This window comes from Enterobacter pseudoroggenkampii (assembly GCF_026420145.1).
Classification (GTDB): domain Bacteria; phylum Pseudomonadota; class Gammaproteobacteria; order Enterobacterales; family Enterobacteriaceae; genus Enterobacter; species Enterobacter pseudoroggenkampii.
On record NZ_JAPMLV010000001.1, the window covers coordinates 541,926 to 562,859 of the forward strand.

Annotated in this window: 15 protein-coding genes; 7 read left to right on the forward strand and 8 right to left on the reverse strand. The window is 59.8% G+C overall.

What is annotated here, in order from left to right; all coding sequences use genetic code 11:
• Positions 1-81: 81 nt before the first annotated feature.
• Positions 82-1,677: an ABC-F family ATPase gene (locus OTG14_RS02645; protein ID WP_024908697.1), complete on the forward strand. Its 1,596-nt coding sequence runs from the start codon at positions 82-84 to the stop codon at positions 1,675-1,677.
• Positions 1,678-1,768: 91 nt separating this feature from the next.
• Here OTG14_RS02645 and OTG14_RS02650 read toward each other — a convergent pair whose 3' ends face one another.
• Together OTG14_RS02650 and OTG14_RS02655 are read right to left on the reverse strand one after the other, a co-directional pair.
• The gene (locus OTG14_RS02650; RefSeq protein WP_267214537.1) at positions 1,769-4,132 is read right to left on the reverse strand and encodes a glycoside hydrolase family 31 protein; all 2,364 of its coding nucleotides are present in this window, start codon (positions 4,130-4,132) and stop codon (positions 1,769-1,771) included.
• A gap of 17 nt (positions 4,133-4,149) precedes the next feature.
• The gene (locus OTG14_RS02655; protein ID WP_024908695.1) at positions 4,150-5,451 is read right to left on the reverse strand and encodes an MFS transporter; all 1,302 of its coding nucleotides are present in this window, start codon (positions 5,449-5,451) and stop codon (positions 4,150-4,152) included.
• 288 nt (positions 5,452-5,739) lie between these two features.
• Here OTG14_RS02655 and OTG14_RS02660 point away from each other — a divergent pair, with 288 nt between their 5' ends.
• A complete protein-coding gene (locus OTG14_RS02660; RefSeq protein ID WP_267214538.1) occupies positions 5,740-6,813 on the forward strand; it encodes a LacI family DNA-binding transcriptional regulator in 1,074 nt (357 codons plus the stop codon).
• Here OTG14_RS02660 and OTG14_RS02665 read toward each other — a convergent pair.
• From OTG14_RS02665 to OTG14_RS02680, 4 genes are all read right to left on the reverse strand, one after another.
• Positions 6,810-8,066 (reverse strand): DUF1479 domain-containing protein, encoded by a 1,257-nt coding sequence (locus OTG14_RS02665; protein ID WP_090417642.1) that lies wholly within the window; start codon positions 8,064-8,066, stop codon positions 6,810-6,812. The two genes, OTG14_RS02660 and OTG14_RS02665, sit on opposite strands and share 4 nt — an antisense overlap.
• Positions 8,067-8,215: 149 nt before the next feature.
• The gene (locus OTG14_RS02670) at positions 8,216-9,031 is read right to left on the reverse strand and encodes a Cof-type HAD-IIB family hydrolase (RefSeq protein ID WP_267214539.1); all 816 of its coding nucleotides are present in this window, start codon (positions 9,029-9,031) and stop codon (positions 8,216-8,218) included.
• Between the two features lie 193 nt (positions 9,032-9,224).
• Positions 9,225-11,657 carry a formate C-acetyltransferase/glycerol dehydratase family glycyl radical enzyme gene (locus OTG14_RS02675; RefSeq protein WP_267214540.1) on the reverse strand — a complete coding sequence of 811 codons (2,433 nt, stop codon included), beginning with the start codon at positions 11,655-11,657 and terminating at the stop codon, positions 9,225-9,227.
• Between the two features lie 4 nt (positions 11,658-11,661).
• On the reverse strand, positions 11,662-12,561 hold the full coding sequence (locus tag OTG14_RS02680; protein ID WP_248273133.1) for a glycyl-radical enzyme activating protein: 900 nt from the start codon (positions 12,559-12,561) through the stop codon (positions 11,662-11,664).
• A 128-nt stretch (positions 12,562-12,689) separates the two neighbouring features.
• Here OTG14_RS02680 and fsa point away from each other — a divergent pair, with 128 nt between their 5' ends.
• Positions 12,690-13,352: a fructose-6-phosphate aldolase gene (fsa, locus tag OTG14_RS02685; protein WP_248273132.1), complete on the forward strand. Its 663-nt coding sequence runs from the start codon at positions 12,690-12,692 to the stop codon at positions 13,350-13,352.
• A gap of 98 nt (positions 13,353-13,450) precedes the next feature.
• Here fsa and moeB read toward each other — a convergent pair whose 3' ends face one another.
• On the reverse strand, positions 13,451-14,203 hold the full coding sequence (gene moeB / locus OTG14_RS02690) for a molybdopterin-synthase adenylyltransferase MoeB (RefSeq protein ID WP_267214541.1): 753 nt from the start codon (positions 14,201-14,203) through the stop codon (positions 13,451-13,453).
• A 1-nt stretch (position 14,204) separates the two neighbouring features.
• On the reverse strand, positions 14,205-15,437 hold the full coding sequence (gene moeA, locus OTG14_RS02695; protein ID WP_267214542.1) for a molybdopterin molybdotransferase MoeA: 1,233 nt from the start codon (positions 15,435-15,437) through the stop codon (positions 14,205-14,207).
• Positions 15,438-15,624: 187 nt separating this feature from the next.
• Between moeA and iaaA the strand changes: the two genes are divergently transcribed.
• From iaaA to gsiC, 4 genes are read left to right on the forward strand one after another with little or no spacing between them, the layout of a single operon-like run.
• Positions 15,625-16,563 (forward strand): beta-aspartyl-peptidase, encoded by a 939-nt coding sequence (gene iaaA, locus OTG14_RS02700; protein ID WP_048990358.1) that lies wholly within the window; start codon positions 15,625-15,627, stop codon positions 16,561-16,563.
• 11 nt (positions 16,564-16,574) lie between these two features.
• Positions 16,575-18,446, forward strand: a complete 1,872-nt coding sequence (gsiA, locus tag OTG14_RS02705; RefSeq protein WP_048990342.1) for a glutathione ABC transporter ATP-binding protein GsiA — start codon at positions 16,575-16,577, stop codon at positions 18,444-18,446.
• A gap of 23 nt (positions 18,447-18,469) precedes the next feature.
• A complete protein-coding gene (gene gsiB / locus OTG14_RS02710) occupies positions 18,470-20,008 on the forward strand; it encodes a glutathione ABC transporter substrate-binding protein GsiB (protein WP_048990344.1) in 1,539 nt (512 codons plus the stop codon).
• A 5-nt stretch (positions 20,009-20,013) separates the two neighbouring features.
• Entirely contained in the window at positions 20,014-20,934 is a 921-nt protein-coding gene (gene gsiC, locus OTG14_RS02715) for a glutathione ABC transporter permease GsiC (protein ID WP_032649351.1), read from the forward strand.

Genomic DNA, 20,934 nt, shown 5'->3' on the forward strand with positions numbered 1-20,934 from the left:
GTGGATGGTTGCAACGCGGGATCTCAATTCGGAATTGTGGCATAATGCCGTGTTTATCACACTTTTCGCAGGAATCTCCCCGTGTTAGTTACCAGCAACGTCACTATGCAGTTTGGCAGTAAGCCGCTGTTCGAAAACATTTCCGTCAAATTTGGCGGCGGCAACCGTTACGGCCTGATTGGTGCCAACGGTAGCGGTAAATCCACCTTTATGAAGATCCTCGGCGGCGATCTGGAGCCGACCCTCGGCAACGTGTCGCTCGATCCGAACGAGCGCATCGGTAAGCTGCGTCAGGATCAGTTCGCCTTCGAAGAGTTCACCGTGCTCGACACCGTGATCATGGGGCACGCGGAGCTGTGGGAAGTGAAGCAGGAGCGCGATCGCATCTATGCGCTGGCCGAAATGAGCGAAGAAGACGGCTATAAAGTGGCCGACCTGGAAACGCAGTACGGCGAGATGGACGGTTACTCTGCGGAAGCGCGCGCGGGCGAGCTGCTGCTGGGCGTGGGTATTCCGGTTGAACAGCATTACGGCCCGATGAGCGAAGTCGCGCCAGGCTGGAAGCTGCGTGTGCTGCTGGCTCAGGCGCTGTTCTCTAACCCGGACATCCTGCTGCTCGACGAACCGACGAACAACCTGGACATCGACACCATCCGCTGGCTGGAGCAGACGCTGAACGATCGCGACAGCACCATGATCATCATCTCGCACGACCGTCACTTCCTGAACATGGTCTGTACGCACATGGCGGATCTGGACTACGGCGAGCTGCGCGTGTATCCGGGCAACTACGACGAATACATGACGGCGGCCACCCAGGCGCGTGAACGTCTGCTGGCGGACAATGCCAAGAAGAAAGCGCAGATTGCTGACCTGCAGTCCTTCGTCAGCCGCTTCAGCGCCAACGCCTCTAAATCGCGTCAGGCAACCTCGCGCGCGCGTCAGATTGATAAAATCAAGCTGGAAGAGGTTAAAGCCTCCAGCCGTCAGAACCCGTTCATCCGCTTCGAACAGGACAAGAAGCTGTTCCGTAACGCGCTGGAAGTGGAAGCCCTTACCAAAGGCTTCGATGAAGGCCCGCTGTTTAAAAACTTCAACCTGCTGCTGGAAGTGGGCGAGAAGATTGCCATTCTGGGCGCTAACGGCGTGGGTAAATCCACCATGCTGAAAACCCTGGTCGGCGAACTGCAACCGGACAACGGCACCGTGAAATGGTCCGAAAACGCGCAGATTGGTTACTACGCGCAGGACCATGAGTACGAGTTCGAAAATGACCTGACCGTCTTTGACTGGATGAGCCAGTGGAAGCAGGAAGGCGACGACGAGCAGGCGGTGCGCAGCATTCTGGGTCGTTTGCTGTTCAGCCAGGACGACATCAAAAAGCCGGCTAAAGTGCTCTCCGGTGGCGAGAAGGGCCGCATGCTGTTCGGCAAGCTGATGATGGAAAAACCAAACATCCTGGTGATGGACGAACCGACTAACCACCTGGACATGGAATCTATCGAATCCCTGAACATGGCGCTGGAGATGTATCAGGGCACGCTGATCTTCGTCTCTCACGACCGTGAGTTTGTCAGCTCGCTGGCGACCCGCGTGATCGAAATTACGCCAGAGCGCGTGGTGGACTTCACCGGTAACTACGAAGATTACCTGCGCAGCAAAGGTATCGAGAACTAAAAAAATGCCGGGTGGCGGCTTCGCCTTACCCGGCCTACGTTCTATACCCTCTCCCTGTGGGAGAGGGTTAGGGTGAGGGCATCAGGCCGCACTACAGCACCCACTCACTCCCTTCAACCCCGTTCACCCGCAGCGTACGTTTTTCCCCCGCCGGTAATGATACCTTCAGCGCCTTCCACGCCGGACGATAGTCGCCGCGCGCATTCACCTTCAGGTTGATACTTGCGCCGTCGCACACCATTTCCCATTCCACCCACAGCGCATTGCCGTTCTGGTATCCCCAGCTTTCGCCGTCGTCTTCAAACAGCATGCCCGAGGTTGTGCCGACGCCCTTCACAGGGAACAGCTTCAGTTCGCGGGCCGTATCTTTTTCGGCACTCACATGCGTGATGCGCTCGCTGAGCGGCAGACCGGCTCCGGCGCGCACCAGCAGCGGCAGTTTTTCCAGCGGCGCGTCGAGAACGATCGACTGGCCGCCCGCATACCACGCGTGGGTGTAAAAATCATACCAGCCGGTGTCGTTATCCGGCAGCCAGACGCGGCGCTCGCGCTGCCCGGCTTCGACCACGCTGGCGACCAGCAGGTCGCGGCCCAGCAGGAAGTCATCGCATTCTTCGAAGGTCTGCGCATCGTGCTCGTGGTCGAGGAAGGTCGGACGCAGCATCGGCTCGTCGTCGGCGTGCGCCTGCCATAGCAGGGTGTAGAGATACGGCAGCAGGCGGTAGCGCAGCTCAACCGCGCCGCGAATGGCTGGGGTGACGCCCGGGTACATCCACGGCTCGTTCACCGTGTGGTCATCGTTCCACGAGTGAATGGTAAAGCGCGGATGCATCACGCCGTTCTGCACCCAGCGCACGAACAGCTCGGCGTCCGGCTTGTCGCCGGAGAAACCGCCCACGTCATGGCCGACGTTGAACAGCCCCGACAGGCTCATGCCCAGCCCCATGCGGATGTTATAGCGCAGCGTGTCCCAGCTGGTGCGGTTGTCGCCGCTCCAGGTCTGAACGTAGCGCTGCATCCCGGCGCAGCCGGAGCGGGAGATCAGATACGGGCGTTTTTCCGGCGCAAAGCGCTGCTGCGCTTCCAGCGAGGCGCGCATCATCAGCAGCGGCATCACCGGGCGAATGTGCTTGATGGCGATCTCCTTACCGAAGCCAAAGCAGCGGGCTTCCCCGTCCCACACTTCATATTCGTTGTTGTCGTTCCAGGTGGAGTCGATGCCCATCTCCAGCAGCTGCGTTGTGACGCCGTTCTGCCACCACTGCACCGTCTGCGGGTTGGTAAAGTCGAGGTGCGAGCCTTCGTCATCCCAGAAGCTGGAACGTTCGGGTGCATCGGTTTCTGAATCGCGAATGAACAGGCCGCTCTCCGCCACTTCGTTATAGCGAGGATGATCCTGCAGCAGGCACGGCTTGATGTTGGCGGCCAGCTTCAATCCCGCGTCGTGGAACGCCTGGCTCATTACCTTCGGCTGCGGCACCTTGTCGTAGTTCCAGTTGAAGACGTAGCGCTTGCCGTTGATGGAGGTATAGCCGGAGGAGAGCTGGAACGAGTCGCACGGAATGGCGTGCTCTTCGCACAGGCGGATGAAGTTCATCAGCTGGTTTTGCGCATCCGGCGCGTCGGTGTAGTGCATGGTCGAGCCGCTGTAGCCCAGGCTCCATTTCGGTCCGAACAGCGTTTTCCCGGTCAGACGCACGAAGGCTTTGGTAACGTCCAGCACGCGTCTGCCGGTAAAGATGTAGTAGTCGATATCGCCCGCTTCCGCCTGCCAGCGGCGATAGGCGGTGTGGTAGTTGTCGATTTCGTTACCCAGATCCAGCCAACAGCTGCTCAGGTTGTCGTAGAACAGGCCGTAGCTGACGTCGTCGCGGCGGGCGATGGTGAACGGGATGTGCTTGTAGAGCGGGTCGGTGCTGGCCGCGTTGTACCCCATCGCGTCGAGGTTGCGCATCTCATAGCGTTTACCGTTGCGCTGCAGATCGCCCGCTTTCTCGCCCAGGCCGTAGAAACGCTCGTCCTTACGACGGCTGAGATAGTGCGCTACGCCGTCGCCGTGGGCGTTCAGCAGGTAGGCGCTGGTGGGGCGGTCATTGACCAGCGGCAGCCATTCGCCCGCCTCATTGCGGTAGTGCCACTCCAGCCACAGCGGCTGGTGGACGGTCACGCGCAGCTGTTCGGTTGCCACGGTTAGCGTCTCACCCTGCTGAGTCAGGTTCCAGGCCGGGCAGGAGAAACCGCTTATGTCGTCACGACTGCGGCCTTCCCAGGGCACGTCTTTTTCCGGAGCGATACTCCAGGTGCGGTCCAGCGCCAGCTCGCCTTTGCGCTTAATCAGCACGCGGAAAAGGTTCTCTTCCAGCACATACAGGCACAGGCGGTGCTGGTTATCGACCAGCAGTTCCAGATGGTTTGCTGACTGAATATCAACGGTCCAGTTTTTCAGGGTTTTCATATGCAATACATCCACTATCAGGCGCGCTTGGCGCGACGTTCAGCAATAAATGCTACCAGGAAGACAGCGCCAATCAGGTCAAAGAAGCCCATGGCGATAAAGAGCGGGTTAAAGCCGATTTTGTCGGCGGTCACACCGATTAACAGCGAGAACAGGAAACTGGCGATCCACGCCGCCGAGCCGCGCATGCCGTTGACGGTCGCCATCTGGCCTTTGTCGAAGGACTCCACGACCAGGGCGCTCAGCATGCAGGAGATGATCTGGTGCCCGAAGCCGCCGATGGAGATCAGCACGATGGTGATATACGGGTCGCGGGTAATGGCCACGATGGCCAGCGAGATCATCAGGAACGCGCCGGTCACGGAGCTGGCGACGACCGAGTTAACGCGGGAGCAGCCGAACAGACGGGTGTACAGACGCGTCAGGTAGCCGCTCGCCACGCTGCCGAGGTCGGCGGCGAGGAACGGCAGCCAGGCAAACATCGCAATCTGCTTCAGGTCCATGCCGTGCTCTTTGGCAAGGTACAGCGGCACCCAGAAGCTCAGCACCGCCCAGGCGGGTTCCGCCATAAAGGCCGGGATGGCGATACCGTAGAAGCGTTTGTTTTTCGAGACGGTTTTCAGCGCGGTCAGGAAGGGCAGTTTGACGGCAGGTGGTTCGTTATCCTGCTTGATAAACGCCAGCTCGTCCTTGCTCAGGTTCGGGTGCTGCTCCGGGTTATGGTAGAACGCCCACCACAGGATCACCCACAGCAGCGCCAGCACGCCGGTAAACATAAACGCCCCCTGCCAGCCAAACGAGGCGTGAGCAAAGTAGATGATTGGCGGAGCCAGCATCGCGCCGATGGAGAAGCCCACGCCCGCCCAGCCGGCGGCAACGGGTCGTTCTGATTTCGGGAACCATTCACCGATGGTTTTGGCGTTAGCCGGGGTAGCGGCGGCCTCAGAGGCACCCATAAAGAAGCGCAAAATAGCCAGGTGCAGCCAGCTTCCGGCGCCCGCGTGGAAAATACACATCAGCGCCCAGATGCCGGCGCAGACCATAAAGCCAATCTTCAGGCCGATCACGTCAATCAGCCAGCCGCAGAGGGGCTGGAAAATGGTGTAGGCGATCTGGAACGCGCCAACGATCCAGGAGTACTGCTCGGTGGTGATCCCGAGGCTCTCTTTCAGCTCGGGGGCAAGAATGCCTAACGAATTTCGGGTGATGTAGTTAACGGTGACGCCAAGTAAGAACAGCACCAGCACGTACCAGCGCAGGTTCTTGATGACGCGACGGGTTTTGCTTGTCGCAACGGTGTTATTGATGTCCTGACTCATTTTACTCTCCACAAGACGGACGGTAAGGGGACGGAGGTTCAGGTGTCACACAGATTTTTATGCCTTTGATTTCTATCCGTTTAAACTGCTTAAGTTGGTATACAACTAGTATGGAAGTTGTGTGACAAGTTCACCTTAAGGGAGAAAATGAGTGGGCAATAGTGGATTTTGTGCAAAATTTCTCATAACTGACTCAACCACTCTGGCATGATGGCATTTATGTCAGTTATTGCCTGACGGATACGCTATGAAAATTTTTTCATTTCGCAAAAGGAGCCAGATCACAAAATGGACAAAAGGCTAAAAATCACCGAAATCGCCGCCCGTACGCAGCTCTCGATCAGCACCGTGTCTCGGGTGCTGGCGGGGAAAGCGAATACCAGCGAAAAAGCGCGCGCAAAGGTGCTGGCGTGCGCGCGGGAGCTGGGGGTGATGGAGGGCATGGCGGCGGGACGGCTGCTGCTCAATAGCCTGGTGGTTTTTGCCCCCCAGCGCGCCTTCGACGAGCGGTCCGACATCTTTTACTACCGCGTGATCCAGAGCGTGAGTAAAGGCCTGGCATCCCACGATGTGCGCCTGCGCTACTGCGCGCTGGAAGAGAACGACAGCGATGCCCAGCTTTTTCTGGCGCGCATGAATGAGCCGGATACTCAGGCGGCAATCCTTCTCGGCATTGACGATCCCCATATTCACGATCTGGCGGTAGATGTGGGTAAACCCTGCATGCTAATTAACTGCCGCGACCGGCACATGCGTCTGCCTGTCGTTGCGCCGGATCACCGCGCCATTGGCGAGCGGGCGGCGGAATACCTGTTCGAGATGGGACACCGTGAGGTGATGAACGTGCTGTGCCTGCGTCGCTACACCATGGAGCTGCGCCTGTCCGGGATCCGCGACGCGTGGCAGTCCCACAACCTGACGTTCAGCGATAAACGCGATCTGCTGGTGGTGCCCAGCTTCAGCGCGCGCGAAACGGAACAGGCGGTCAGCAGCTGGCTCAGCGAAGTGCGGGGGAAAGATTTACCTACCGCGTTTCTGGTCGGCGGCGACTTTATGGCGGCGGGCACCATCAGCGCATTACAAAACCACGGTCTGTGCGTGCCGCAGGACGTGTCGGTGATGAGCATCGACGGGTTTAACCTGGCGGCGATCCAGGATGTTCCATTAACGGCCGTGCACGTTCCCCGCGACGAACTGGGAACCGAAGCGGTACACATGCTCCAGCAGCGGCTGATGCGCCCGGACGCGCCGGTGGGGACGTTGCTGCTTAACGGCACGCTGACCGTGCGGGATTCGGTACGGCGGATACGTCAGGGGAAACGACGCACCGCCGTGGAGCGGGAAGGGCTGTACGACAGTTAGACCATGCCCAGCGCGCGCTTGCCGTGGATGTTGAGATCGTTCACGGTAAAGCGGTCCTGCCAGCTCTTTTCATAATCCTCACGCGGGAAATCCCCCGGCGACGCGCCGGTCTCCAGCGCTTCCTTGACCTTTTTCGCGTAGGCGAGGTTTTTCTCGCACATCGGTGCGGCGGGGATGTACATCACGTTGCCCCAGCCCTGCTGATTGTCCACCGGCGCGACGGAGTGGATCACATCGCAGTGCCACCACACGGAATCGCCCGCGTCCAGTGCCGGAATGCTGGTCAGCGCCTCGATAAGCAGCGGGTGCCACTTCTCGGAAACCGGCAGCACGCGCCCCGGCGCCACGCCGCACAGCTCGTCTTCCGGCACGTCGTCCAGCAGCGGACGCAGCAGAATGTACGCCATCGCTTCCGGGATGGGCACCACGTGCAGCAGCCCCTGTCCGGGGATCATGTCCGACAGCGCGGTCCAGCCCTGGAAGGTGCGGAATACCGAGCATTTGGTGGTGTTATCGACGGTATACTCTTCCACTTCGGTACGGTGCGCGGCGTTCCACGGATCGTATTTCTCGACGTTGCCGTCAAACACGCGGGCAAAGACCTGCTGGTAAGCCGGCAGCAGCCAGCGCTCCAGCGCGCCGGAGTCGGTATGCGCGCCCAGTCCTTTCGAGGTGGTTCCCGGCGGACGGCGGCGGATACGGTCCGGATAAATCACGCTCACGTCCGGGTCAAACCACTGTTTGCCGTTGCTCTCGAATGTCCATAAACGGTTCAGGAACGACTGCACCTGCGCCATCTCTTCGCTCTGGCGCGCCTGCATCTGCGCCTGCGACCAGTAAATCGGGTAAATCTCCGGACGGGAAGCGGTCAGGGTGCCGAAGAAGTTATCGCCCGGCCCTTTGTACACCTCGTCAAACTTGTTCAGATCGAGGTAGTCGAGCATCGACTGATCCCACGCCAGCGCCTGCTCGCGCGGGAAATGACCTTTAATCACCGCGCAGCCGCGGCGCTTAACGGCTTCGCGCTGCGCGTCGGTAATGGTGCCGTTTTTTACATCCGCGAACGGGATCGCCGGCCAGACGGATTCGCCTTTGTTTTTAAGGGCGTTGATTTCCGCCACGCGGGTGGCAATTTTATCGCTGAGCTTGTTGAACACCGCCTGCACGTCGCCGATCTGCGCACGCAGCTCACGTTTCAACTGACGGATTGCCGCTTTGTGATCCGCCGGCAAAGTTTCACTGGTAAAGGTCATAACTGCCTCGCCTCTTTCATTCGAAAGTAAAAGTGTCTGCAAGTGATACTTTAAGTTAAAATTAAGTTAATGCAAGTTTAAAAACTTGACGCAAGCCACAGGACGGAAAAAGAGTGAGAGGCCGGAGCCAGGCTCCGGCGAGGAGAGGATCAGGCGTCGAACGGGGAGTGGTTGTCGAGCACGGCCTGAATGACGTTCAGCGCGCCCTGATGGTTGTTGTCGTCGGTGCTGTAGCGGCTGATTTCTTTGATGCGTTCCGCCGCGTTGCCCATCGCAAAGGAATATTTCACCAGCTTCAGCATCTCGGCATCGTTGCCGCTGTCGCCAATGGCCACGCACTCCTGCGGGGAGATTTTCCAGCGCTTCAGCAGACGGCTGATGCCGTTGGCTTTGTGCAGGCCGGGGATAATCAAATCCACAAAACCAAAGCCGCTGGTGACGGGCTTCATGATGCCGTCCAGGGAGACGTGCAGCTTATCCACCAGATTAGGGATATCGCTGTCCGGCAGGTTCAGGGAGAACTTAAACAGCACGTCGTCAATTTCACGGTAATCGCTGATGCGCTTTAAGCGGTGGTAGTGCTTTGACATCAGCGCCACGAACGCTTCAGGGGCTTTGTCGCTCACGTATGCGCTCTCCAGCCCGCAGGCCACGAAGTTCAGCCCTTTATCTTTCAGCAGTTCGCCAATCACGATCTGCGATTCATGGCGGGTCAGCTCGCCGTGAAAAATTTGCTCCCCGCGATCGAACACCAGCGCGCCGTTTTCCGCCACGAAGGAGATCCTGTCTTTCAGCTCCGGAAAGAAGGAGATGAGCTGGTAATACTGATTGCCGCTGGCGACAACGAATTCAATGTCGCGGGCTTTAAGCTGCTCAAACTGTGCCTGGAAGCGGTCACGATCGTACTGCTTGGCATCATCAAGAAAAGTTCCGTCCATATCGGTGACGATAACTTTAACGGTCATACTGTGCTCCTGGGTCACTGCGTTTTGAAACATTCTAATAACAAGGTGACGGGGAGCACAAATTTAATTTCATTCGAAAGTAAAAGCAAAACGGCAACCGAGGTTGCCGTTTTTAGTTTTTACTCCCTCTCCCCGTGGGAGAGGGACGGGGTGAGGGCATCAGCGTGCGCATTTCCCCTTAGGGGATACACCGTTACAGCGTATGCTCAGTACGGGCAATAATATCATCCTGCGCATCCGGCGACAGGGCGGTGAAGAACGCCGAGTAGCCCGCGACGCGCACCACCAGGTCACGATACTGGTCAGGGTGTTTCTTCGCCTCCAGCAGCGTGTCGCGCGAGACGATGTTGTACTGAATATGCCAGCCTTTGTGCACCTCGAAGAAGGTGCGCAGCAGCACCATTAGCTTCTGGCGATCGCTGTCGTTTTCCAGCGTTGACGGATTCAGCTTCTGGTTCAGCAGCACGCCGCCGAGAATCGCCTCGGTAGGCAGTTTACCCACCGAGCCGATGACCGCCGTTGGACCCAGGTGGTCGGTACCGGAAGCCGGGCTTGCCCCTTCCGCCAGCGGGGTGTGCGCCTTACGTCCGTCTGGCGTCGCCATCGTCGCCGCGCCAAACGGCACGTTCGCGGAAATGGAAGAGGTGCCCGCGTAGTAGTTACCGCCAATCGGGCCGCGGCCGTAGCGCGGATTGTGGTACTGCTTCAGCTCTTCAATGTAGGTCTGATAGGCCCGGGTCAGCAGCATATCCACGCTGTCGTCGTCGTTGCCGTACTTCGGCGCGCCGTTGATCAGGCGCTGGCGCAACTGCTCGTGGGTCAGCCCGTCGAAGTCATCCGCCAGGGCGGCCGCCAGCTGCTGCTGGCCGATGACGCCCTGTTCGAACACCAGCTTCTTCACCGCCGCCAGGCTGTTGCCGAGGTTGGCGATGCCCACCTGCAGGCCGGAGACCCAGTCATACTTCGCGCCGCCCTGCTTGATGCTTTTCGCGCGCTCGATGCAGTCGTCCACCAGCGCCGAGCAGAGAATATCGTGGACATTTTCCTCCAGCATGGTGTCCACCACGTACTCAATCTCGATGGATTTACGGGTGTAGTAGCGGATCTGGGTATCCCACGCCGCCATCACCTCGTCGAAATTGTCGAAGTTACCGGCAGAGAGCGCTTTTTCCTGGGGCAGGAACACCTTGCCGCTGGTGGCGTCGCGCCCGCCTTCCAGCGCCGCCAGCATGACGCGGGCGAAGTTGATAAAGCTCATGCCGGTGCAGCGGTAGCCCCACTTGCCGCCCACCGCGGTTTCAATACAGCCAATCGCCGCGTAGTCGTAGGCGTCGTCGCGCTCAATGCCGAGCTTGATGAATTCCGGGATCACGATTTCGTCGTTGTTGAACGCCGGCATCCCGAAGCCGCAGCGGATCACCTGCACGCAGGCGTCGAGGAAGTCGTTGCTCATGCCCGCGTGATAGCGCACGCTCAGGTTCGGCTGGGTGGAGCGCAGACGGCCGCAGGATTCCAGAATCGCGTAGGAGAGCGGGTTCACCGCGTCCATCGGCTCACCGTTGACCAGCTTCTGGCCGCCGATGGTGACGTTCTGGTACAGCGGGCTACCGGCGGAAGCCTTGGAGTGCGAGCCGGAGCGGATCTTGTTCACTTCCAGCAGCTTCAGCCAGCAGCTGTGCAGCAGTTCAATGGCGTGTTCGCGGTCGAGGCTCTGGTTCAGCTCCACGTCGCGGCGGTAGTACGGATAGAGATACTGGTCCATGCGCGCGAAGGAGACCGAGTGGCCGTTGGACTCAATCTGCAGGATCAACTGAATGAAGTAGCACAGCTGCAGCGCCTGCCAGAAGGTTTTTGGCGGCTCGTGAGCAATCACGTCGCAGTTTTCCGCCATCGCCAGCAGCTCGTCGCGGCGGCTTGCGCGGGTTTCGGTTGAGGCCATCTCGCGCGCCAGATCGGCAAAGCGTTTGATGTGCAGGCTCACCGCTTCCAGCACGATATCAATTGCCTTCAGGAACTGATCGCCGTGCAGGTCTTCCAGCACCGTCAGGTTGATGCGCGAGCGGCGCTCGGCCACTTTGGCGCGCAGGCCGTCGAGACCTTTCTCCAGCACCAGCGGGAAGTTCACCGCCAGGTGCGCGTCACCGGAGGTCATGTTGCCTTCGGCTTTGATGATGCCGGTTTCCAGCAGGCCTTTCTGCTCGTCGGTGAACATGCCGTAGCAGCGGTCCTGCACCGTCTGGCCGCGCCACCACGGGCAGATCTCGTGCAGCACGCGCTTATTCTCTTCGCTCACCGCAAAGCCCGCGCCCGGGCGATCGGCCAGGTCGTCGATCTCTTTTTCAATCCAGGAGACGGTGTATTCCGGGAAGATCGGTGCTGCGCGCACTTCGCTTGCCTGGTTACCAATAATCAGCTCGTCGTGTTTGATCCAGATGGTACGCTCGGCCAGGTGATGGGCCAGCGCCAGGGCGCGACGGACCGGGATCGGCTTGTCCATGTGCTGCTGGTACATTTCGGTGTAATGCTGCGCGCGCTCGGTACAGACCGGCGGCTTAACGATATGCACCAGCGCCGTTTTGTGCGCCTTAATGCGCTCGCTGAGGGTATTGAGATTCAGGGTTGTCATAAGTTTATCCTCGTAAGGTCGCGGTTAACCCTTTCTGGCAGGCGTACTGTTGCGCGAAGTCCAGCAGGGCAGGGTTATCCAGCGGTTTGTCAGGGGCAGAGTAGGGTTGGCCGAGCAGGGTGTATTTGTTCATGCCCAGCGTGTGATACGGCAGAAAATGAATATCGTCGACGCCGAGTTCGTCGGCGGCGAAGTTGGTGATGGCGGTGATGGAGGCTTCATCGGCGTTAAAGCCCTGGATCAGCGGCACGCGGATGGTGATTTTTTTCCCGGCAGCGGCCAGGCGTTTCAGGTTGTCCAGGATGCGCTTAGCCGAACCGTCCGTCCACTGTTTGAACACGTCACCGTCGACGTGCTTCAGGTCGGAGAGGAACAGATCGACGTAGGGTAATGACGGCTCGATATAGTGCCACGGCACGTGAAGGCAGGTTTCGACGGCGGTGTGGATCCCGTGTTCGTGGCTGGCTTTAAACAGGGCCTGTGCCAGCTCGGGGTTCATAAACGGCTCGCCGCCGGAGAGGGTGATCCCGCCGCCGCTGCGGTCGTAGAAGGGTTTGTCGCGCAGTACGGTCGCCATGATCTCCTCGACCTGCTGCTCTTCACCGCAGACGGTCAGCGCCTGCGTCGGGCAGCAGTCGGTAAGGGCATTAAGCGTCTCTTCATTCAGCTTTTCGCGGTGGATGACTAGGCCATTCAGCGCGCGTTCGATACAGTCCGGTGCCGCCTGCTGGCACAGGTCGCAGCCGTCCAGGCACAGGCGTGCATCAAACAGCACGTCCCGGCTGCGGGAGCGGCTTTCCGGATTCTGGCACCAGCGACAGCCCAGCGAGCAGCCTTTCAGGAACACCACGGTTCGAATGCCGGGACCATCGTGGGTAGAGTAACGCTGAATATTGAAGATCATGATTTCGCCTCTCATCTTGCATATGAAGATTAAATTACTTTCGAATGAAAGTTATCTTGATGCAGGTCAACTCTTGAGCAGGTTTTGTCGTGATAGGGTAAGTGCAGGCTAATTTTGAGGGTGACATCATGGAACTTTATCTCGACACATCTGACGTTGCGGCAGTTAAAAAGCTGGCGCGTATCTTCCCGCTGGCGGGCGTGACCACCAACCCAAGCATCGTTGCGGCCGGTAAAACGCCGCTCGACGAACTGCTGCCGGCGCTACACGACGCGCTGGGCGGCAAAGGTCGTCTGTTCGCCCAGGTGATGGCGACCACCGCCGAAGGGATGGTGGAGGACGCGCGTAAGCTGCGCGCTATCATCAACGATCTGGTGGTGAAAGTGCCGGTGACCGCAGAGGGGCTGGCGGCAATCAAGATGCTGAAAGCGGAAGGGGTCCCGACGCTGGGCACGGCGGTTTATGGTGCCGCGCAGGGGATGCTCTCCGCGCTGGCGGGTGCAGAGTATGTGGCGCCTTACGTTAACCGCGTGGACGCGCAGGGCGGGGACGGGATCCAGACCGTTGTGGAATTACAGCAGTTGCTGACGCTGCATGCCCCGCAGTCAAAGGTGCTGGCCGCGAGCTTTAAAACCCCGCGTCAGGCGCTGGACTGCCTGCTGGCAGGGTGCGAGTCCATCACGCTGCCGCTGGACGTGGCGCAGCAGTTTATTACTTCTCCGGCAGTGGATGCGGCGATCGTGAAGTTCGAGCAGGACTGGCAGGGGGCGTTTGGAAGGACGTCGATCTGATACTGTTGCCGGGTGGCGCTGACGCTTACCCGGCCTACGGTTTTCTCCCTCTCCCTGTGGGAGAGGGCCGGGGTGAGGGCATCAGGCCGCAGCAGGGTTTACCCTCCGCAGACCTCACACCCCGGGTTACGCATCAGCTTCATCTCGCGGAACTGGCAGGTCATCGCGTCATACATCACGATTTTCCCCGCTGCGGGCGTGCCGTAGTTCGCCAGGACTTTGATCGCTTCCATTGCCTGCAATGAGCCAATCACGCCGACGAGCGGCGCCATCACGCCCGCCTCAACGCAGGTCAGCGCATTCTCGCCAAACAGACGGCTCAGGCAGCGGTAGCAGGGTTCACCCTCGGCGTACGTGAAGACGCTGATTTGCCCCTCCATGCGGATCGCCGCGCCGGAGACCAGTGGAATTTTGTGGGCAAAACAGCCCGCGTTGAGCTGGTTGCGGACGGCGACGTTATCGGTGCAGTCCAGCACCAGATCGTGCTGCGCAATCTGCGCGGACAACGCGTCGTCATCCAGCATCGCGTCAATCAACGTGAACTGAACGTGGGGGTTGAGGCGCGCCAGCGCAGCCCTGGCGGATTCCACTTTCGGCTGGCCCACCGTCGCGTCGCTGTGCAGCGTCTGGCGCTGCAGGTTCGAGACCGATACGGTATCGAAATCCAGCAGCGTCATCTTTCCCACGCCCGCTGCGGCAAGATACTGCGCTGCGGCGCAGCCCAGACCGCCCAGACCGACAACCAGTACGCTGGCTGCCTTGAGCGCTTCCTGGCCCTCGAAATCGAATCCGCGCAGCACAATCTGGCGGTTGTAGCGCATCATCTCCTGGTCGCTCAGCTCCACCGTCATGTCAGCCTCCGAACAGGTGGTTAAAGCGCTCGACCTCAACCCACTCGCCTGCTTCCACGTTACCGCGCTCGCGCTCCAGCACGATAAAGCAGTTGCCCTGGCTGAAGGAGCTGAAAATGTGCGAGCCCTGGTGCCCGGTGGTGCTCACTTCGAGCTCGCCGTCCGCGTTGCGCGCCAGAATGCCGCGCTGGAAATCGAGGCGGCCCGGTGATTTTTTCAGGCGCGTGGCGGCACGAACGCGCTGGCGTTCCGGCAGCGGGTTAGCATTGTTGCCGGAAAGCTTCGCCAGCAGCGGGATCACCAGCTGGTAGAAGGTGAGTGCCGCCGAGACTGGGTTACCCGGCAGGCCGCAGAACCAGCTGTGTGAAAGCTTGCCAAACGCGAACGGCTTGCCCGGCTTGATCGCCAGCTTCCAGAAGGCGATTTCACCCAGCTCTTCAAGAAGGGTTTTGGTGTAATCCGCTTCGCCCACGGAGACGCCGCCGGAGCTGATGACCACGTCGGCGGATTTATCCGCCTCGATAAACGCGGCGCGCAGTTTTTCCGGATCGTCAGGAATGATGCCGAGGTTAATCACCTCGCAGCCCAGCTGCTCCAGCATCAGGTGTACCGCCAGGCGGTTGGTGTCGTAAATCTGGCCGTCCTGCAGCGGCTGGCCCGGAAGCTGCAGCTCGTCGCCGGTGGAGAAAACGGCAACGCGCACTTTACGGATAACGTCGATGTCCGCGATGCCGAGCGAGGCCAGGACCGGCAGCTCCGCCACCGTCAGCTTCTGTCCGGCGGCAAAGACCGTCGCGCCGAGGGTAATGTCTTCGCCCGTGCGACGGATGTTCTGGCCCGCTTTGACGCTCGCGGTAAAACGCACGCCGTCGTCGGTCTGTTCGGTCTCTTCCTGCATCACCACGGCGTCGCAGCCTGCCGGAACCGGTGCGCCGGTCATGATGCGCACGCAGGTGCCCGCAGGCCATTCGCCGCTAAACGGCTGACCCGCAAAGGCTTTACCCGCCACCGGCAGGGCGTTACCCGTCTGGAGATCCGCCAGGCGTACCGCGTAACCGTCCATCGCGGAGTTATCAAACCCCGGCACGTTAAGCGGAGAGACGATATCGCGCGCGGCAATACGGCCAAAACAGCGCACGAGGGGCAGCGTCTCAACGTCATGCAGCGGGGAAACTCGGTCAAGCATCTGCGTGAGTGCCGTCTCAAGCGGCATCAGTCCGGCGGTAAAATCCATGGTGGGCTCCTGCGGAGTAACAACGAAAGCGTCCATTATGGCAGAAAAGTGCGGCTAACTGTATGACCGAAGGGTGCACGCTTTACATCACTGTTACGTCTTTCTATATTCAAAAATCATCTGAAGTTTCGTCGACGATAATGATATTTATAGAAAAAGCCGCAAAACAGGCTAACGGGTGATGCGAATGGTTAAGGCGGTAATCGCAATTCATGGCGGGGCCGGGGCAATCACCCGAGCACAGCTTACGCCTGAGCAGGAAAAACGTTACATCGACGCGCTGTACGCCATTGTGGAAACGGGCCAGAGAATGCTGGAAGCGGGCGAAAGCGCGCTGGACGTGGTCACCGAGGCGGTGCGCCTGCTGGAAGAGTGCCCGTTATTTAATGCGGGGATCGGTTCGGTCTTTACCCGGGATGAAACGCACGAGCTGGATGCCTGCGTGATGGACGGCGTCACCCTGAAAGCGGGGGCCGTGGCAGGCGTCAGCCACCTGCGTAACCCGGTGCTGGCCGCGCGTCTGGTGATGGAAGAAAGCCCGCACGTGCTGCTGACGGGCGCGGGGGCGGAGAGGTTTGCCTTCGAACACGGAATGGAGCCGGTATCGCCGGATCTGTTTTCCACGGAAGCGCGCTATCAGCAGCTGCTGGAAGCCCGTTCGGCGGGCATGACGCAGCTTGACCACAGTGCGCCGCTTGATGAAACCACCAAAATGGGCACGGTCGGCGCGGTGGCGCTGGATAAGGCCGGAAACCTCGCGGCGGCGACGTCAACGGGCGGGATGACCAACAAGCTGCCCGGACGCGTCGGCGATAGCCCGCTGCCGGGCGCCGGCTGCTATGCCAATAACGCGACGGCGGCGGTGTCGTGTACCGGAACCGGGGAAGTATTTATTCGCGCCCTCGCGGCCTACGACATCACCGCGCTGATGGATTACGGCGGCTTAAGCCTGAGCGAGGCCTGCGAGCGCGTGGTGATGGAAAAACTGCCTGCCCTGGGCGGCGTCGGCGGACTCATTGCGGTGGATCGTGAGGGCAACGTGGCACTGCCGTTCAACAGCGAAGGCATGTATCGCGCCTGGGGTTATGCCGGTGATGAACCGAGCACGGGCATCTATCGTGAATAAGGGGGCAGCGCGTGCCGCACAGTGAAGAACTGGACAACCGCGAAGTGCTGGCTGTCCATCAGCTCGATATTGCGTTTCAGGAAGAGCGGCAGTTCATTCCCGCAGTACAGAATTTATCGTTCACGCTCAGGCGCGGCGAGACGCTGGCGATTGTTGGCGAGTCCGGCTCCGGGAAATCGGTTACCGCACTGGCGCTGATGCGCCTGCTGGAACAGACGGGCGGGCAAATCAGCAGCGAGAAAATGCTCCTGCGCCGCCGCAATCGTCAGGTCATTGATTTAAATGAGCTAAGCGGTTCGCAGATGCAGAGCGTGCGCGGGGCGGATATTGCGATGATCTTCCAGGAGCCAATGACCTCCCTGAACCCGGTGTTCCCGGTCGGGGAGCAAATTGCCGAGTCCATCCGCCTGCATCAGGGGCTGAGCGGCGATGAAGCGCTCAAAGAGGCCCGACGGATGCTGGAGCTGGTGCGCATTCCGGAGGCGCAGGCCATTCTGGGGCGCTATCCGCATCAGCTTTCCGGCGGCATGCGCCAGCGGGTGATGATTGCCATGGCGCTCTCCTGCCGTCCCGCGGTGCTGATTGCCGACGAACCAACGACGGCGCTGGACGTGACGATTCAGGCGCAGATCCTGCAGCTCATCAAAGTCCTGCAGCAGGAGATGGAGATGGGGGTGATTTTCATCACCCACGATATGGGCGTGGTCGCCGATATCGCCGATCGCGTACTGGTGATGCATAAGGGCAGCGCGGTGGAAACCGGCACGGTTGAGCAGATTTTTCACGCGCCCGTGCATCCTTACACCAAAGCGCTGCTGGCGGCGGTTCCGCGTCTGGGGGCGATGAACGGTAGCGATTTGCCGCGCCGCTTCCCCCTGATTTCTCTCGAGGCGTCTGAGCAGCAGGAGGATGAGCGCGAGCAGGACACCGTGGTGCCGGGTAAGCCCATTCTGGAAGTGCGCGATTTGGTCACCCGGTTTCCGCTGCGCAGCGGCGTACTGAACCGGGTGAAGCGCGAAGTGCATGCGGTGGAAAACGTCAGTTTCGATCTCTGGCCGGGCGAAACGCTGGCGCTGGTGGGGGAGTCCGGCTGCGGTAAATCCACCACCGGGCGTGCGTTGCTCCGTCTGGTGGAGTCACAGGAAGGCAGCATTACCTTTAACGGTGAGCGCATTGATACCCTTCCGGACAGCAGGCTGCAGGCGGTGCGGCGGGATATTCAGTTTATTTTCCAGGATCCGTATGCCTCCCTCGACCCGCGCCATACGGTGGGGTATTCGATCATGGAGCCGCTGCGGGTACATAACCTGCTCGACGGTGAAGCGGCACAGCGTCGCGTGGCCTGGCTGCTGGAGCGCGTCGGCCTGAAGCCGGAGCATGCCTGGCGTTATCCGCACGAGTTTTCCGGCGGACAACGGCAGCGTATCTGCATCGCCCGCGCGCTGGCGCTAAACCCGAAAGTGGTGATTGCCGATGAGTCCGTCTCGGCGCTGGATGTCTCTATCCGGGCGCAGATCATCAACTTATTGCTGGATTTACAGCGGGATATGGGCATTGCCTTTCTGTTTATCTCGCACGACATGGCGGTGGTCGAGCGCATCAGCCATCGCGTGGCGGTGATGTTTATGGGGCAAATCGTGGAAATTGGGCCGCGAAGAGCGGTGTTTGAGAACCCACAGCATCCGTACACCCGCAAGCTCATCGCGGCGGTCCCGGTTGCCGATCCGGCGCATCGTCACGGCCAGCGCGTGCTGCTGCAGGATGAAATGCCGAGCAATATTCGTAAGCGTGGCGAGGCCGTGGAGCGCGTGACGCTGCGCGAGGTCAGTCCGGGTCATTTCGTTGCTCCCCCGCGTCAGGACAATGCCTTTTCGCGGTTATAACTTTCAACAGGCAGGAGAACACAATGGTTACATTTGTAGCGCGTAGATGGTTGTTAGCCGCGAGCGTGACGGCAGCCCTGGCCGCTGCCCCCGCGTTCGCTGCCAAAGATGTGGTGGTTGCCGTCGGCTCTAATTTCACCACGCTCGATCCGTATGACGCCAACGACACGCTCTCTCAGGCGGTGGCGAAATCGTTCTACCAGGGCCTGTTTGGCCTGGATAAAGAGATGAAGCTCAAAAACGTGCTGGCGGAGGGGTACACCGTGTCCGACGACGGACTGGTGTATACCATCAAGCTCAGGACCGGCGTGAAGTTCCAGGATGGGACAGATTTCAATGCGGAGGCGGTGAAGGTTAACCTCGATCGCGCCAGCAATCCGGAAAATAGCCTCAAGCGCTATAACCTGTATAAAAATATCGCCAGCACCGAGGTGGTCGACCCGGCAACGGTAAAAATCACCCTGAAAGAGCCGTTCTCCGCGTTTATCAATATTCTGGCGCATCCGGCAACGGCGATGATTTCCCCTGCCGCGCTGAAGAAATACGGCAAGGAGATCGGCTTCCACCCTGTTGGCACCGGTCCGTACGAGCTGCTCACCTGGAACCAGACCGATTTTGTGAAGGTGAAGAAATTCGCCGGATACTGGCAGCAGGGGCTGCCGAAGCTCGATACCATCACCTGGCGCCCGGTGGTGGACAACAACACCCGCGCGGCGATGCTGCAAACCGGCGAGGCGCAGTTTGCCTTCCCGATCCCGTATGAGCAGGCCGCCATTCTGCAGAAAAACAGCAAGCTGGAGCTGGTCGCCAGCCCGTCGATCATGCAGCGTTACATCAGCATGAACGTCACGCAAAAGCCGTTCGATAACCCGAAGGTGCGTGAGGCCATCAACTACGCCATTAACCGTCAGGCGCTGGTGAAGGTCGCCTTTGCGGGCTATGCCACTCCGGCCACCGGCGTGCTGCCGCCGGCTATCGCCTATGCGCAAAGCTATCAGCCGTGGCCGTACGATCCGGCCAAAGCGCGCGAGCTGCTGAAAGAGGCGGGCTTCCCGAACGGCTTCAGCACCACGCTGTGGTCCTCGCATAATCACAGTACCGCTCAGAAGGTGCTGCAGTTTACCCAGCAGCAGCTGGCACAGGTGGGGATTAAGGCGCAGGTGACCGCGATGGATGCCGGACAGCGTGCGGCAGAGGTGGAGGGCAAAGGGCAGAAAGAGAGCGGGGTGCGGATGTTCTATACCGGCTGGTCGGCCTCGACCGGTGAAGCAGACTGGGCGCTGTCGCCGCTGTTTGCCTCGCAGAACTGGCCGCCAACCCTGTTCAACACCGCGTTTTACAGCAATCCGCAGGTGGATAAAGACCTGGCCGATGCCCTGAAAACCACCAAACCGGAAGAGAAAGCGCGTCTCTACAAGGACGCGCAGGACATCATCTGGAAAGAGTCGCCGTGGGTGCCGCTGGTGGTGGAGAAACTGGTGTCAGCCCATAATAAAGCGTTGACCGGGTTCTACATTATGCCGGATACGGGCTTTAGCTTTGACGATGCGGATTTAAAATAAACCTCATGCTGAATTATGTGTGTAAACGCCTGCTGGGGCTTATCCCGACGCTGCTGATTGTGGCGATCCTGGTGTTTCTGTTTGTCCATATGCTGCCGGGCGATCCGGCGCGTCTGGTTGCCGGGCCTGAAGCGGATGCCACCGTCATTGAGCTGGTGCGTAAGCAGCTTGGCCTCGACCAGCCGCTGTATATGCAGTTCATCCATTATATCTGCAACGTTCTGCAGGGCGATTTTGGTATCTCGATGGTATCGCGCCGTCCGGTGTCGGAGGAGATTGCCAGCCGCTTTATGCCGACGTTCTGGTTAACGATTGCCAGTATGAGCTGGGCGGTCGTGTTTGGGCTGGGCGCCGGGATTGTCGCGGCCGTCTGGCGCAACCGCTGGCCGGACAAGCTCGGCATGGCGCTGGCGGTGACCGGCATCTCCTTCCCGGCGTTCGCGCTGGGGATGCTGCTGATGCAGATCTTCTCCGTCGAACTGGGCTGGCTGCCGACCGTCGGGGCCGATACCTGGAAGCATTACATTCTGCCTTCCATGACGCTTGGGGCTGCCGTGTCGGCGGTGATGGCCCGCTTTACCCGCGCCTCGTTCGTTGACGTACTGAGCGAAGATTATATTCGCACCGCGCGGGCGAAAGGGGTCAGCGAGAAGTGGGTCATTCTCAAGCACGGGTTCCGCAATGCGATGATCCCGGTTGTGACGATGATGGGACTGCAGTTTGGCTTCCTGCTGGGCGGCTCTATCGTGGTGGAAAAGGTCTTCAACTGGCCGGGGCTGGGACGCCTGCTGGTCGATTCCGTCGAGATGCGCGACTACCCGGTGATTCAGGCGGAAGTCCTGCTTTTCTCGCTGGAGTTTATTCTTATCAACTTAGTGGTGGACGTGCTCTATGCCGCCATTAACCCGGCCATCAGGTACAAGTAA